The sequence below is a fragment of the Streptomyces rishiriensis genome (assembly GCF_030815485.1).
GTDB classification, from domain to species: domain Bacteria; phylum Actinomycetota; class Actinomycetes; order Streptomycetales; family Streptomycetaceae; genus Streptomyces; species Streptomyces rishiriensis_A.
In genome coordinates, this window is the sequence record NZ_JAUSWV010000002.1 from 5,133,304 (window position 1) to 5,147,238 (window position 13,935).

Consider the following 13,935-nt stretch of genomic DNA (forward strand, 5'->3'; position numbering starts at 1 on the left):
TCTCGTCCTCACACGCCGGACGGACTGGCAATACCCCCGCTGAAAGGGTGAAGCCGCCGCGCGGCAGCCACGGGCGCCCGAGGTGGCGCGCTTGTCTGATCGGATGTTCAGCACACGAACCGTGGCTCTGTTGCTCGCCGCCGCCGCGCTGCTTCCCCTGGGGACGCCCGCTCGGGCCGCTCCTCCTCCGTCGCCTCCGTCCTGGGAGGTCGACACGCCCGACCAGGCGCTCGCGCCGAGGGTGTACGCGCCCACCGCCGCCGAGGACGCCGTCGAGCCGCGCGACGCGGTGGAAGGGACGTACGCGCTGGTCGAGTACGTGCCGCTGGACGAGGTGATGACCCGGGTCGCCTGCAGCAAGCGGACCGGGCCGTACCAGCGGGCGGTCGAGCGGTGGCTCAAGCTGCCGGTCGACGGGAAGCAGTCCGCCGCCGACTGCAAGGCGATCCGGGCCTTTCAGCGGCAGCAGCGGATCGAGCCCGCGATCGGGTTCGCCGGGCCCGTCACCTGGGCGCGGATGCAGCTCATCGCGGCGCGGAAGAACCCCAACGCCCGGAAGAAGTGCCCGGTGCGGACCCACCGGGTCGCCTGCGTCGATCTGGACCGGCAGCTGACCTGGGTGCAGAAGGGGACGAAGGTCCTCTTCGGGCCCGTGCCGATGCGCAGCGGGCGGGTCGTGCACCCGACCCGCAAGGGGTGGCACACCATCTACTGGCGGCACAAGAACCATGTCTCCACGCTCTACAACGCCCCGATGCCCTATGCGCAGTTCTTCGACGGCGGCCAGGCCTTCCACGCCGTCTACGGCAGCATCCACACCACCATCGGTTCCATGGGCTGCGTCAATCTCACGGTCGGTGACGCGCGCAGGCTGTGGGGCGTGCTGAAGCAGGGCGACCGGGTCTACGTCTGGGGGCACCGGCCCGGTACCTAGGGGGCCGTCCAGGTGCTCTGAGACACTGGGCACGATGAGTGAGACTGCCGAGCCGCCCGCCACCCCCTCGCGCGCGCGTGCCGAGATCGACCTGGCCGCGCTGCGGGCCAACGTGCGTACGCTGCGCGCCAAAGCGCCCGGCGCGGAGTTCATGGCCGTGGTGAAGGCCGACGGCTACGGGCACGGGGCCGTCCCCTGTGCGCGTGCCGCGGTCGAGGCCGGCGCCCGCTGGGTGGGCACCGCGACGCCCGAGGAGGCGCTGGCGCTGCGCGCGGCGGGCGGGCTGCCGGCGGACGTCAGGATCATGTGCTGGCTGTGGACGCCGGGCGGGCCCTGGCGGGAGGCGGTCGAGGCCGGCATCGACGTGTCGGTGAGCGCACTCTGGGCGCTGCGGGAGGCCGTCGAGGGGGCACGGGCCGCCGGGCGGGCCGCCCGCGTGCAGCTCAAGGCCGACACCGGGCTCGGGCGCAACGGCTGCCAGCCCGCCGACTGGCCCGAGCTGGTGGGCGAGGCGCTGCGGGCCGAGGGCGAGGGGCTGCTCCGGGTCACCGGGCTGTGGTCGCACTTCGCCTGCGCCGACGAGCCCGGGCATCCCTCCATCGCCCTCCAGCTCGACCGCTTCCACGAGATGGTGGCGTACGCCGAGCGGCAGGGCGTGCGGCCCGAGGTGCGGCACATCGCCAACTCCCCGGCCGCGCTCACACTCCCTGAGACCCACTTCGACCTGGTCCGCCCGGGCATCGCGATGTACGGCCTGTCGCCCAGCCCCGAGCTGGGGTCCGCGGCCGACTTCGGGCTGCGCCCGGTGATGACCCTCGCGGCCTCGCTGGCCCTGGTGAAGCACGTCCCGGGCGGCCACGGCGTGAGCTACGGCCACCACTACGTGACCCCGGGCGAGACGACCCTGGGGCTGGTGCCCCTCGGCTATGCGGACGGCGTTCCCCGGCACGCCTCCGGCAGCGGACCGGTGCTGGTCGCCGGCAAGTGGCGTACGGCGGCCGGACGGATCGCCATGGACCAGTTCGTCGTCGACCTCGGCGGCGACGAGCCCGGCCCGGGCGCGGAAGCGGTCCTCTTCGGACCCGGCGACCGCGGTGAGCCCACGGCACAGGACTGGGCCCAGGCGGCCGGAACCATCGGGTACGAGATCGTCACGCGCATCGGTGCGCGCGTTCCTCGCGTCTATGTGAATGAGTGACCAACGCGGGTAACCCGCAGTCAGTACACGAGCATCGGCCAAAGAGGAGCGGTACGTGAGCGAGAGCAGCGCTGAGGCGGTGGCGGGCGCCGCCTCGGCGGTCGTCGCCGCATCCGCCGCGGGGGCGGCCGGAGGGTGGCGCCGGGCGACCGGCGTCGCCGGCGCCGCGATAGGCGTGATCGCCGCGGGCGCCGCGGCGGGTGTCGCCCTGGAGCGGATGACCGTGGGGCGCGGCATGCGGGCGAAGGCCCGGCTCGCCCTCGACTCGACGGGACCGTACGGCGCGCTGCGCGGCACCCCCGACAAGGCGTACGCCGACGACGGCACCGAGCTGTACTACGAGGTCGACGACGTCGAGCCGCAGGGCGGACCTGCGAACCGGCGGCGCAGGCTCTTCGGGCGCAGGGCCCCGCTCCCCGTCACGGTCGTATTCAGCCACGGCTACTGCCTCAACCAGGACTCCTGGCACTTCCAGCGGGCGGCCCTGCGAGGTGTCGTACGGACCGTGTACTGGGACCAGCGCAGTCACGGCCGGTCCGGGCGCGGCAACGCCCAGATACGAAACGGCGAGCCGCTCACCATCGATCAGCTGGGGCGCGATCTGAGGGCGGTGATCGACGCGGCCGTGCCGGAGGGGCCGATCGTGCTCGTCGGACACTCCATGGGCGGGATGACGGTGATGGCCCTGGCCGCGCTGTACCCCGAGCTGATCCGTGAGCGGGTCGTCGCCACCGCCTTCGTCGGTACCTCGTCGGGGCGGCTCGGCGAAGTCAACTTCGGGCTGCCGGTCGCGGGAGTGAACGCGGTGCGGCGGGTGCTGCCGGGGGTGCTGAAGGCACTGGGACAGCAGGCGGCCCTGGTGGAGAAGGGGCGGCGGGCCACCGCCGATCTGTTCGCCGGGATCATCAAGCGGTACTCGTTCGCGTCGCGGGACGTGGATCCGGCGGTGGCGCGGTTCGCCGAGCGGATGATCGAGGGAACGCCGATCGACGTGGTCGCCGAGTTCTACCCGGCGTTCACGGATCACGACAAGACCGAGGCGCTGGCCTGTTTCACCGACATGCCGGTGCTGGTGCTCGCCGGGATCGGGGACCTGGTCACACCGAGCGAGCACAGTGAGGCGATCGCGGACGCCCTGCCGGGCGCGGAACTGGTCCTGGTGCCGGATGCGGGGCACCTCGTCATGCTGGAGCACCCGGAAGTGGTCACCGACCGCCTCGCCGATCTGCTCGCCCGCACAGGGGCGATACCGAACCCGGCTACCGTGAACGGCTGTGACTCCGCCTCCTCCTGACGGAGGTGGCTTCCGGCCTTCGACGCGGTCCAGCCGAACCGACCCCTTGCGGGGTGTGATCAGTGTACTACTGCGAGTGAGTGATGATGGAAGAGAACACGGCATCACGCCGGTCCGTCCAGCTGCGCATCGACTCCCCCGAACAGATGGGTGAGCTGGGCCGCCGGCTCGCCGGGCTGTTGCGGGCGGGTGATCTGGTGATGCTCAGCGGAGAACTCGGCGCGGGCAAGACGACGCTCACCCGCGGGCTCGGCGCCGGGCTCGGCGTCCGCGGCGCCGTCACCTCGCCGACGTTCGTGATCGCCCGTGTGCACCCCTCGCTCGGGGACGGTCCACCGCTCGTCCACGTCGACGCGTACCGCCTGGGCGGCGGGCTCGACGAGATGGAGGACCTCGACCTCGACGTGTCGCTGCCCGCGTCGGTGATCGTCGTGGAATGGGGCGAGGGCAAGGTCGAGGAGCTGACCGACGACCGGCTCCAGGTCCTCATCCACCGGGCCGTCGGCGACACCACCGACGAGGTGCGGCACGTCACGGTGACGGGGCTCGGCGATCGCTGGACCTCGGCGGACCTCGGCGTGCTGTCGGTCCTGTCCGGCTGACCGCCCTCACCCGGCCCGTCGGCATGGTCGGCGTGCGGTCGGCCGCAAGGGCGTCGGCGTGTGGGCGACGGTGCGGCGCTCACGCCGCCTTGGGGCGCGCCACCGGGCGCTCCGTGAGTGCCGGGTCGGGCAGCCGCGGAGGTGTCGAGACGGCTTCCGCGGCCGCGCAGGAGGCCAGCAGATCGCGCATGGACACACCGGCGAGCGTGAACGGCCGAGAGGGCCGGCCCTTGGGTTCGGTGACCGACATGGACGCCTCCTGAGGTTCGGGGGCGGGCGTGGTTAGGTAGACCTAACTACGAAGTTGATACCATGTGACCACGCACAAGACACCCGACGCAACATTTTGCCGACGTCTCGTCGGAACGTTCACGAGATACCCGGGGGCCGGCCCCGGCGTGCGGCTACGGGATCACGACGACGGGCTGTCCGATCGTCGCGAAGTCCCACATGGCGTCGCCGTCCGCGACGGTCTGCCGGATGCCTCCCGTCTTCACCGTGGGGTCGGGCTCGGGCAGCGAGCCGTCCAGGGCCGCGCTGAAGCCGATCGTCACGTTGTTCACGGTCGCGAAGCGCACGACGTGCTCGATGGGGGTGCCGTCGGTGCCGGTGACGGCACCCGCCCGGGAGGTGACGGCGTAGTTGCCCGGGAGCGGGTCCACGCTGCCGGGAGCCACCTTGAACGTCCGTCCGACCCCGCCGTCCGACCGGACCAGCCACACCCGGTCGTCGTCCAGCGAGTACACGACCCGCGCCCCGACGCCCGAATCGGCCGGCAGCGCTGCGGGGTGGTGCTTGTCCCGGGGCGCCTTCACCGCCTTCGCGGGGGCTCCGCTGCGCTGCGGCCGGCTCAGGTCGGCGGGCGCGTTCGCCGACGCCTGGAAGGTGAGGAACGCGACCGTCGCCAGGGCCGCCGAGGTGAGCCCGGCGACGAAAGTCGAGCTGTTGCTTGGCATCGGCGACCACCCAGTCTGTCCCGTACGTCACGTTTCGCGGCGACGTTAGCAGTCATCACGCCTCCGACCGGCGCGGCCCTGTCCGGGGCACGGGAGCCGTAGGCTGTTTGCGTGCTCTTGCTCGCTCTGGATACCGCCACCCCCGCCGTCACCGTCGCGCTGCACGACGGCACGGACGTCATCGCCTCCTCGAGTCAGGTCGACGCGCGCCGCCACGGCGAGTTGCTGCTGCCGGCCGTCGACCGGCTGCTCGCCGGGGCCGGGCGCGGTCTCGACGCCGTCACCGGGATCGTCGTCGGCATCGGCCCCGGCCCCTACACCGGGCTGAGAGTCGGCCTGATGACCGCCGACACCTTCGGGCTCGCGCTCGGCGTCCCGGTACACGGCCTGTGCACGCTCGACGGCCTGGCCTACGCGTCCGACCTGCGGGGCCCCTTCGTCGTGGCGACCGACGCCCGCCGCAAGGAGGTCTACTGGGCCCGCTACGCCGACTCCCGGACCCGGGTCTCGGACCCCGCGGTGGACCGGCCCGCCGACATCGCCGACGCGGTGGCCGGGCTGCCGTCCGTCGGCGCGGGCGCGCTGCTGTACCCGGACACCTTCCCCGAGGCGCACGAGCCGGAGCACGTCTCCGCCGCCGCCCTCGCCTCGCTCGCCGCCGAGCGGCTCGCCCGCGGCGAGGAACTGCCGGCCCCGCGCCCGCTGTACCTGCGCCGACCGGACGCCCAGGTGCCGAAGAACTACAAGGTGGTCACCCCCAAGTGACCGGAACCGCCGACCCGGCCGGCCGACCCGTGCTGCGTGAGATGCGCTGGTGGGACATCGAACCCGTGCTGGAGCTGGAGAAGGACCTCTTCCCTGAGGACGCCTGGTCACGGGGCATGTTCTGGTCCGACCTGGCCCATGCGCGCGGCCCCGACGCGACCCGGCGGTATCTCGTCGCGGTCGACACCACGCCCGACGGCGAGCGGATCGTCGGGTACGCGGGCCTGGCCGCGGCCGGCACGGGGTCCGACAGCGGCTTCGCCGCGGTCGCCGACGTCCAGACCATCGCCGTGGCCCGCGGTCACTGGGGCACCGGGCTCGGCGGCCGCCTGCTGACGGAGCTGCTGCGCGCGGCGACCGCCTTCGAGTGCGCCGAGGTCATGCTGGAGTGCCGCATCGACAACGTGCGCGCCCAGAAGCTCTACGAACGCTTCGGCTTCGAGGCCATCGGCTTCCGGCGCGGCTACTACCAGCCGGGGAACGTGGACGCCCTGGTGATGCGGCTGACCGATCCATCGACATCAGTACCGACCCCGGTACAAGGGACACAGGAAACCGAGAACAATGGCTGACGAACCCCTGGTTCTGGGGATCGAGACCTCCTGCGACGAGACCGGCGTCGGCGTCGTGCGCGGCACGACCCTGCTGGCGGACGCGATCGCCTCCAGCGTCGACGAGCACGCCCGCTTCGGCGGGGTCGTGCCGGAAGTGGCGTCGCGGGCCCACCTCGAGGCGATGGTCCCGACCATCGAGCGGGCGCTGAAGGAAGCGGGGGTGAGCCCCAGGGACCTCGACGGCATCGCGGTCACCGCCGGTCCCGGTCTCGCCGGCGCCCTGCTGGTCGGCGTCTCCGCGGCGAAGGCGTACGCGTACGCCCTCGGCAAGCCCCTCTACGGCGTGAACCACCTCGCCTCCCACATCTGCGTGGACCAGCTGGAGCACGGCGCGCTGCCCGAGCCGACGATGGCGCTGCTGGTGTCCGGCGGCCACTCGTCCCTGCTGCTGTCCACCGACATCACCTCCGACGTCCGTCCGATGGGCGCGACCATCGACGACGCGGCGGGCGAGGCCTTCGACAAGATCGCCCGGGTGCTGAACCTGGGCTTCCCGGGCGGCCCGGTCATCGACCGCTACGCGCGCGAGGGCGACCCGTCGGCGATCGCGTTCCCACGCGGCCTGACCGGCCCGCGCGACCCGGTGTACGACTTCTCCTTCTCCGGGCTGAAGACGGCGGTCGCCCGCTGGATCGAGGCCAAGCGGGCGGCGGGCGAGGAGGTGCCGGTCCGGGACGTGGCGGCCTCCTTCCAGGAGGCGGTCGTGGACGTCCTGACCCGTAAGGCCGTACGGGCGTGCCGCGACGAGGGCGTCGACCACCTGATGATCGGCGGCGGCGTGGCCGCGAACACCCGGTTGCGGGCCCTGGCCCAGGAGCGTTGCGAGGCGGCCGGTATCCGGCTGCGCGTCCCGCGCCCCAAACTGTGCACGGACAACGGCGCGATGGTGGCCGCCCTGGGCGCGGAGATGGTGGCCCGGGGGCGCGCCGCGTCCGGCTGGGACCTGTCGGCGGACTCCTCGCTGCCGGTGACCGAGCCGCATGTGCCGGGCCGGCCGCACGACCACGACCACGTGCACGAGGTCGGCGAGGGCAACCTCTACTCATGACGGTCGCCCTGATGTGGGAGGCCCGGGCGGTCACCGGCCGGGGCGAGGAACTGCTCGCCTGGGCGCGGGCGCAGGAACTCGCGCCCGGGCCCGTGCGCCGGGAGATTTTCCGCGCCCCCCAGGACCGGGTGCTGGTCATCACCTGGTGGGACGCCGACTACGACGCCGTCCTCCCCGAACTCCCCGATCCCGACGAGACCTTGGTCAGCCGGGCGGTGCACCGGTGGCGGTTCGAGCCGGTGCCGGACCCGACGTGAGCGGCGGCGCCTCGCCCACGAAGACGAGCGGCGCGGGGCCTCAAGGCGTCCCGGGGCGGCTGGGCGGCGTGAGAAGGCGCTGCTCCACCGCGTCCGGTCCCACCGGCCGACGCCGCCCGCGAGCACGTCAGTCCGGCAGGACGTCCGCCTCACAGCGCAGCCGACGCTCCGCCCCCACCTCGCGCACCGGTCCGGTGAGCCGTACCCGGGCCACCTCCCGCACCTGTCCGCTGGAGGCCCCCAACCGCAGCTCCAGGTCCCCGGGTTCGACCACCCGGCGTCCCGCGCGGTCGGTGAACGCCGACAGGTCGGCGTGGAAGCGGAAGGCCACCCGGGCCGCGCCGCCCGCCGCCAGCTCGAGCCGCTGGTAGCCGATCAGCCGTACGTCGGGACGGGTCACGCTCGCCACCGGGTCGTGCAGATACAGCTGCACGACCTCCGCGCCCGCCCGGTCGCCGGTGTTGCGGACCGTGACGGACAGGTCGTACGAGCCGTCCGTGCCGATCTCCGCGTCCGGGCCGGAGAAGTCCTCCCACGCGAACTGCGTGTAGGAGCACCCGTGTCCGAACGGGTACAGCGGGGTCGGGTCCAGGTTGCTGACCTCGCCCGCCAGGCCCAGCGGCGGCTGGAGATAGGTCCAGGGCTGGCCGCCCGGCACCTGCGGCACGCTCACCGGAAGGCGGCCCGAGGGGTTCACCCGGCCCGAGAGCACCCCGGCCACCGCGGGACCGCCCTCCTCGCCGGGGAAGAACGCCTGGACGACCGCTCCCAGCCGCCCGTGCCAGCGGCCGAGCGCGTACGGGCGGCCGGTGAGCAGGACGAGGACGACCGGGACGCCCGTCGCGACCAGCGCGTCCAGCAGTGCGCCCTGGACACCGGGCAGGCTGAGGTCGGCCACGTCGCAGCCCTCGCCGGAGGTGCCCCGGCCGAACAGGCCCGCCCGGTCGCCCAGGACGGCCACGCAGACGTCCGCCTCGGCGGCGCGGGCGATGGCCTCGGTGAAGCCGGACGGGTCCGGGTCCGAGACTCCGCACCCTTCGGTGAAGGTGACTTTGGCGTCCGGGAGCTCGGCCCGCAGGGACTCCAGCACGGTGGGGATCTCGATGCCCAGGTCCACCTCCGGGTGGTGCGTGAGGACATGGGACGGGAAGGAGTAGCAGCCCAGCATCGCCAGCGCGTCGGCCGCCCGCGGGCCCACCACGGCGATGCGGGTGTCGGGGGCGAGGGGGAGCAGCCCGTCGGGGTTGTCCAGCAGGACCACCGACTCCTCCGCCAGCCGGCGGGCCAGGGCGCGGTTGGCCGCCGGGTCGAGGTCGACCGACTCGGGGCTCGGCGGCTGCCAGTCCTCGTCCAGCAGCCCCAGTTCGCACTTCTGGAGCAGGACGCGGTGGGCGGCCCGGTCGATCAGCTCCTCGGGGAGCTCGCCGGCGCGTACGGCGGCGACCAGTGCCTCGCCGTAGTACTTGACGGTGGGCAGCTCGACGTCGATGCCGGCCGCCAGGGCGAGGTGGGCCGCCTCCGTGGGGGTGCCGGCGACCCGGTGCAGGGTCTGGAGGAAGCCGATGCCGAAGTAGTCGGCGACGACCGTGCCGGTGAAGCCCCACTCCTCCCGCAGGAGCCGGGTCAGCAGCTCGGGGTCGGCGGAGGCCGGGACGCCGTCGCGTTCGGTGTAGGCCGCCATCACCGAGCGGGCGCCGCCCTCGCGCAGCGCCATCTCGAAGGGGGGCAGGGTCACATCGGCGAACTCCCGGGTGCCCGCCCGCACCGGGGCCAGGTTGCGGGCGCCCGCCGAGGAGGCGTACCCCGCGAAGTGCTTGAGGGTGGCGACGATCCCGGCGGACTCGAGCCCGCGGACGTAGGCCGTGCCGATCGTGCCGACCAGATACGGGTCCTCGCCGATCGTCTCCTCGACGCGGCCCCAGCGCGGATCCCGGACGACGTCCAGGACGGGGGCGAGGCCCTGGTGGACGCCGACCGCGCGCAGGTCGCGGCCGATCGCCCGGCCCATCTCCTCCACCAGCGGCGGGTCGAAGGCGGCGCCCCAGGCGAGCGGGACCGGATAGGCGGTGGCCCGCCAGGCGGTGAAGCCGGCCAGGCACTCCTCGTGGGCGACGGCCGGGATGCCGAAGCGGCCGGCCGCGGCGATCCGCCGCTGGGCGAGGGCCAGGGCGCGGGCGCCGAGCGCGGGGTCCACGGGCGCGGTGCCGAAGGACCGGGTCAGCTGGCCGAGCCCCCGGGTGATCAGCTCGTCCCAGTCGTAGTCGGCGGTCATGTCGTGCTGGTGCGGGGCGACTCCGTCGCCGTCCGTCGCGGCGCCGACCCACACGCCGTACAGCTGGGCGGTCTTCTCCTCCAGGGTCATCCGGGAGAGGAGGTCGTCGACACGGGCGGCGGCGGGCAGGGCGGGGTCACGCCAGGGGGCGGTGGTCATGAAACTCCTGTCAGAGGTCGGTGAGCCACCAGGTGGACAGTCGGTGCGGACAACGAGGCGAACGAATGTTTCGAGCATTACTTCGAATGTTCCGGGAACCTATGGCGTCACAATAGGTTCGTCAAGAGGTCGCGTGGCGATACGATCGCCGCCATGACACCCTCGGACCCCGTGGAAACGCGGACAGAAGCGCGGCCGACGCAGACTGCGACGCTCGCGGAGATCGCCCGCGAGGCCGGCGTATCGGCGCCGACTGTTTCGAAGGTCCTCAACGGCCGCGCCGACGTCGCCCCCGCGACCCGTACCCGCGTCGAGGAACTGCTGCGCGCCCACGGCTACCGCCGCCGCCGCGCCGAGGCGACCCGCTCCCCCCTGATCGATCTGGTCTTCCACGAACTGGAGAGCGCCTGGGCGATGGAGGTCATCCGGGGCGTCGAGAACGTGGCGCGGGACGCCGGGCTGAGTGTCGTGCTGAGCGAGAGCGCCGGACGGCTCACGCCCGGCCGGACCTGGGCCGACCAGGTCGCGGCCCGCCGTCCGCACGGTGTCGTGCTGGTCCTCTCCGGACTCGACGAGTCCCAGCGGGCACTGCTGACCAGCCGGTCCATCCCCTTCGTGGTGATGGACCCGGCCGGCGACCCGGGCGCCGACGTGCCGTCCATCGGGGCCACCAACTGGCAGGGCGGCCTCGCCGCGACCCGGCACCTGGTCGAGCTGGGGCACCGGCGGATCGGGGCGATCAGCGGCCCGCCGCAGATGATGTGCAGCCGCGCCCGGATCGACGGCTACCGTGCCGCGCTGGAGACGGCCGGGCTCCCCGTCGACCAGCAGCTGATCAAGACCGGCGACTTCCACCACGAGACCGGCTACCGGCTCGGCCGTGAGCTCCTCGAGCGCCCGGACCGGCCCACCGCCGTCTTCGCGGGCAACGACCTCCAGGCGCTCGGCTTCTACGAGGCGGCCCGTGAGCTGGGACTGCGCATCCCGGAGGACGTGAGCGTGGTCGGCTTCGACGACCTGCCGGTGGCCCGCTGGGTGGGCCCGCCGCTGACGACCGTACGGCAGCCGCTCACGGAGATGGCCGAGGCGGCGGCGCGGCTGGTGCTGGAGCTGGGGCGCGCCGCGTCCCGGGAGGCACCGACGGCGACGCGCGTGGAGCTGGCGACGAGTCTGGTGGTGCGCACGAGCACGGGGCCGCCGCCCGCCCGGTAGGAACGCGAGTGGCCGGAAGTTGACGTATTGACGGGTGTGGCGGACACCTCCACACTCCTCCGAAGTCAATCGGTTGCACGACCGAAACTTTCGGAGGCACCCGCAATGAGATCCTCCAGTCCGTCGCTATGTGCACGTCTCGCCGCGCTGGTCGCCGGGGCGGCCACCGTCGGCGCCCTTCTGAGCGGAGTGGCGCACGCCGCCGACACCCCGCTGCGCGAGCTCGGGGCGGCCAAGGGCAAGGTCGTCGGCACGGCGGTCACCGGCTCCAAACTCACCGGCACCTACGGCGACATCGCCGGGGCGCAGTTCGGCTCGCTGACCCCCGGCAACGCCATGAAGTGGGGCTCGGTGGAGCCGACCCAGGGCTCCTTCAACTGGGCGGAGGCCGACCAGATCGTGGCCTTCGCGCAGGCCCACGACCAGCAGGTGCGCGGCCACACCCTGGTCTGGCACAGCCAGAACCCGAACTGGCTGACCAACGGCAGCTGGACGTCCGCCCAGCTGACCACCCTGCTCCACAACCACATCGACACCGAGGTCGGCCGGTACAAGGGCAAGATCGCGGCCTGGGACGTCGTCAACGAGCCCTTCAACGAGGACGGCACCTACCGCTCGGCCCTCTGGTACAACGGCCTCGGCGCGGACTACATCGCCAACGCGCTGACCTGGGCGCGGGCCGCCGACCCGGCCGCCAAGCTGTACATCAACGACTACAACGTCGAGGGCGTCAACGCGAAGAGCACCGCCCTCTACAACCTGGTCAAGTCACTGAAGGAGCGAGGGGTACCGATCGACGGGGTCGGCCTCCAGGCCCACCTGATCCTCGGTCAGGTCCCCGCCACCCTCCAGCAGAACATCCAGCGCTTCGCCGACCTCGGCGTCGACGTGGCCATCACCGAGCTGGACATCCGGATGACGCTCCCGTCCGACAGCGCCGAACTGGCCCAGCAGAAGGCGGACTACAAGGCGGTCACCGCGGCCTGCGTGGCGGTGACGCGCTGCGTGAACCTCACCGTGTGGGGCTTCACCGACTCCGACTCCTGGGTGGAGAGCACCTTCCCGGGACAGGGGGCGGCGACGCCGTACGACGCGAACTACGCCCCGAAACCGGCGTACTACGGCATCGCGGAGGCGCTGGGCGGCACGACGACACCTCCGCCGACCGGCGCCTGCACGGCGGCGTACAGCGTGGGCAGCCAGTGGAACACCGGATTCACCGGGAACGTGACGATCTCCTGCTCGGGCGCTTCGCTCTCCTCCTGGAAGGTGACCTGGACGTACGGCGCGGGCCAGCAGATCACCCAGGCCTGGAACGCCGGCTGCACCCAGGCGGGGACGGCCGTGACGTGCGTGAACGCCTCGTACAACGGCTCCGTGCCGGACGGGGGTTCGGTGAGCTTCGGGTTCAACGCCGGGTGGAGCGGCAGCAATCCGGTGCCGACGGTGACGCTGGGCTGAGGAACGTGAGATTTCCACAAGAAGTTCGCCGTGGGGCGCTCGTCCTAACAGTCCGCTCATAATTCGGACTTACGTTCCTGTGCGTGACGCGACACGAGGAGCAGGACGACGCCGGCAGACGGACGGGCCGGCGGCCGAGAGTGCTGAAGGCCGCCGGTCTCGCGCTGGCCGCCGCCCTGGTGCTGGGCATCGGGACGGCGGGCTGGGCCTACTGGCACCTCGACGACAACATCAAGAGCGTCGACATCGACAACGCGCTCGGCGACAACCGCCCCGCGAAGGCGGTCACGACCCCGGCCCCGTCCGGCTCGGCGTCCGCCTCCCCGCTGCCCACCGAGGCGGTGAACATCCTGGTGCTCGGCTCGGACTCGCGCAGCGGCGAGGAGAACCAGGCGCTCGGCGGCGGCGACAGCTCGGGCGCCCGTTCCGACACCGCGATGGTCGTGCACATCGACGCGGGCCGGACGACGGCCACCGTCGTCAGCATCCCGCGCGACACCCTCGTCACCCGCCCCTCCTGCCCGCTGTCCGACGGCGGCTCGACGGCGGTGGCGTACGGCGCGATGTTCAACACCGCCTACTCGGTCGGCGGTCCCGTCTGCGCCGTCAAGACGGTCGAGTCCCTCACCGACGTCCGTATGGACCACTACATCGAGGTGGACTTCTCGGGCTTCGCGAAGCTCGTCGACGCGCTCGGCGGGGTCACCGTCACCACCGACGAGGACATCGACGACGACGACAGCCACCTGCACCTCGCGGCCGGCACCCACCACCTGGACGGCACCCGGGCGCTCGCCCTGGCCCGCACCCGGCACGGCATAGGCGACGGCAGCGACCTCGGTCGCATCGGCCTCCAGCAGACGCTGGTGAAGGCCCTGCTGGAGCAGATCGCCTCGACCGACCTGCTGACCAGCCCCACCCGGCTGTACACGGTCGCCGACGCGGTCACCGGCAGCCTCACGACGGACACCGGCCTCGACTCCCTCGCCGCGCTGATGGAGCTCGGCCAGAGCCTGAAGGGCCTCTCGGCCGCCCGTCTCGAGACGGTGACCATGCCCGTGGTGGCAGCCCCTTCCGACCCCAACCGGGTGGTGGCACAGGAACCGGCGGCGAGCGAGCTGTGGGCGTCGCTGAGGTGACGTGGCCAGGGCGGCGGGGGCCGG

14 protein-coding genes are annotated in these 13,935 nt (G+C 72.7%); 11 read left to right on the forward strand and 3 right to left on the reverse strand.

Annotated features, from left to right (window positions below):
* Nucleotides 1-103: 103 nt before the first annotated feature.
* From QF030_RS25485 to tsaE, 4 genes are all read left to right on the forward strand, one after another.
* Nucleotides 104-934, forward strand: a complete 831-nt coding sequence (locus QF030_RS25485) for a L,D-transpeptidase family protein (protein ID WP_307164934.1) — start codon at nt 104-106, stop codon at nt 932-934.
* Between the two features lie 34 nt (nt 935-968).
* On the forward strand, nt 969-2,132 hold the full coding sequence (alr, locus tag QF030_RS25490; protein WP_307164935.1) for an alanine racemase: 1,164 nt from the start codon (nt 969-971) through the stop codon (nt 2,130-2,132).
* Nucleotides 2,133-2,187: 55 nt separating this feature from the next.
* Complete coding sequence (locus QF030_RS25495) at nt 2,188-3,426, forward strand: alpha/beta fold hydrolase (RefSeq protein ID WP_307164936.1); 1,239 nt, start codon at nt 2,188-2,190, stop codon at nt 3,424-3,426.
* 86 nt (nt 3,427-3,512) lie between these two features.
* Nucleotides 3,513-4,028, forward strand: a complete 516-nt coding sequence (tsaE, locus tag QF030_RS25500; RefSeq protein ID WP_307167686.1) for a tRNA (adenosine(37)-N6)-threonylcarbamoyltransferase complex ATPase subunit type 1 TsaE — start codon at nt 3,513-3,515, stop codon at nt 4,026-4,028.
* 79 nt (nt 4,029-4,107) lie between these two features.
* Here the strand turns inward: tsaE and QF030_RS25505 are convergent, their stop codons facing one another.
* Together QF030_RS25505 and QF030_RS25510 are read right to left on the reverse strand one after the other, a co-directional pair.
* Nucleotides 4,108-4,278: a hypothetical protein gene (locus QF030_RS25505; protein ID WP_307164937.1), complete on the reverse strand. Its 171-nt coding sequence runs from the start codon at nt 4,276-4,278 to the stop codon at nt 4,108-4,110.
* Between the two features lie 154 nt (nt 4,279-4,432).
* Nucleotides 4,433-4,984, reverse strand: a complete 552-nt coding sequence (locus tag QF030_RS25510; protein ID WP_307164938.1) for a hypothetical protein — start codon at nt 4,982-4,984, stop codon at nt 4,433-4,435.
* Nucleotides 4,985-5,095: 111 nt separating this feature from the next.
* Between QF030_RS25510 and tsaB the strand changes: the two genes are divergently transcribed.
* Genes tsaB through QF030_RS25530 form a run of 4 tightly spaced genes read left to right on the forward strand, consistent with a single transcriptional unit; the run spans nt 5,096 to nt 7,668 of the window.
* Nucleotides 5,096-5,749: a tRNA (adenosine(37)-N6)-threonylcarbamoyltransferase complex dimerization subunit type 1 TsaB gene (tsaB, locus tag QF030_RS25515; protein WP_307164939.1), complete on the forward strand. Its 654-nt coding sequence runs from the start codon at nt 5,096-5,098 to the stop codon at nt 5,747-5,749.
* A gap of 41 nt (nt 5,750-5,790) precedes the next feature.
* Nucleotides 5,791-6,321, forward strand: coding sequence for a GNAT family N-acetyltransferase (locus QF030_RS25520; RefSeq protein ID WP_307167687.1), 531 nt, complete (start codon nt 5,791-5,793; stop codon nt 6,319-6,321).
* The gene (tsaD, locus tag QF030_RS25525) at nt 6,314-7,411 is read left to right on the forward strand and encodes a tRNA (adenosine(37)-N6)-threonylcarbamoyltransferase complex transferase subunit TsaD (RefSeq protein WP_307164940.1); all 1,098 of its coding nucleotides are present in this window, start codon (nt 6,314-6,316) and stop codon (nt 7,409-7,411) included. Before QF030_RS25520 ends, tsaD begins: the two co-directional genes overlap by 8 nt.
* On the forward strand, nt 7,408-7,668 hold the full coding sequence (locus QF030_RS25530) for a hypothetical protein (RefSeq protein ID WP_307164941.1): 261 nt from the start codon (nt 7,408-7,410) through the stop codon (nt 7,666-7,668). The genes tsaD and QF030_RS25530 overlap by 4 nt, the downstream gene beginning before the upstream one ends.
* 127 nt (nt 7,669-7,795) lie before the next feature.
* Here the strand turns inward: QF030_RS25530 and QF030_RS25535 are convergent, their stop codons facing one another.
* Nucleotides 7,796-10,099: a beta-xylosidase/alpha-l-arabinosidase gene (locus QF030_RS25535; protein ID WP_307164942.1), complete on the reverse strand. Its 2,304-nt coding sequence runs from the start codon at nt 10,097-10,099 to the stop codon at nt 7,796-7,798.
* Nucleotides 10,100-10,252: 153 nt separating this feature from the next.
* Between QF030_RS25535 and QF030_RS25540 the strand changes: the two genes are divergently transcribed.
* The 3 genes from QF030_RS25540 to QF030_RS25550 all read left to right on the forward strand — a co-directional run bounded on the left by QF030_RS25540 (nt 10,253) and on the right by QF030_RS25550 (nt 13,911).
* Nucleotides 10,253-11,311: a LacI family DNA-binding transcriptional regulator gene (locus QF030_RS25540; RefSeq protein ID WP_307164943.1), complete on the forward strand. Its 1,059-nt coding sequence runs from the start codon at nt 10,253-10,255 to the stop codon at nt 11,309-11,311.
* Between the two features lie 105 nt (nt 11,312-11,416).
* Nucleotides 11,417-12,772, forward strand: a complete 1,356-nt coding sequence (locus tag QF030_RS25545; protein WP_307164944.1) for an endo-1,4-beta-xylanase — start codon at nt 11,417-11,419, stop codon at nt 12,770-12,772.
* Nucleotides 12,773-12,855: 83 nt separating this feature from the next.
* On the forward strand, nt 12,856-13,911 hold the full coding sequence (locus QF030_RS25550) for an LCP family protein (protein WP_307164945.1): 1,056 nt from the start codon (nt 12,856-12,858) through the stop codon (nt 13,909-13,911).
* Nucleotides 13,912-13,935 lie beyond the last annotated feature (24 nt).

Excerpts from the sequence above, each read along its gene's own strand:
- QF030_RS25485 (WP_307164934.1), top strand. The coding sequence starts at position 104 with ATGTTCAGCACACGAACCGTGGCTCTGTTGCTCGCCGCCGCCGCGCTG.
- alr (WP_307164935.1), top strand. The coding sequence starts at position 969 with ATGAGTGAGACTGCCGAGCCGCCCGCCACCCCCTCGCGCGCGCGTGCC.
- tsaE (WP_307167686.1), top strand. The coding sequence starts at position 3,513 with ATGGAAGAGAACACGGCATCACGCCGGTCCGTCCAGCTGCGCATCGAC.
- QF030_RS25505 (WP_307164937.1), bottom strand. The coding sequence starts at position 4,278 with ATGTCGGTCACCGAACCCAAGGGCCGGCCCTCTCGGCCGTTCACGCTC.
- QF030_RS25510 (WP_307164938.1), bottom strand. The coding sequence starts at position 4,984 with ATGCCAAGCAACAGCTCGACTTTCGTCGCCGGGCTCACCTCGGCGGCC.
- QF030_RS25520 (WP_307167687.1), top strand. The coding sequence starts at position 5,791 with ATGCGCTGGTGGGACATCGAACCCGTGCTGGAGCTGGAGAAGGACCTC.
- tsaD (WP_307164940.1), top strand. The coding sequence starts at position 6,314 with ATGGCTGACGAACCCCTGGTTCTGGGGATCGAGACCTCCTGCGACGAG.
- QF030_RS25530 (WP_307164941.1), top strand. The coding sequence starts at position 7,408 with ATGACGGTCGCCCTGATGTGGGAGGCCCGGGCGGTCACCGGCCGGGGC.
- QF030_RS25535 (WP_307164942.1), bottom strand. The coding sequence starts at position 10,099 with ATGACCACCGCCCCCTGGCGTGACCCCGCCCTGCCCGCCGCCGCCCGT.
- QF030_RS25540 (WP_307164943.1), top strand. The coding sequence starts at position 10,253 with ATGACACCCTCGGACCCCGTGGAAACGCGGACAGAAGCGCGGCCGACG.
- QF030_RS25545 (WP_307164944.1), top strand. The coding sequence starts at position 11,417 with ATGAGATCCTCCAGTCCGTCGCTATGTGCACGTCTCGCCGCGCTGGTC.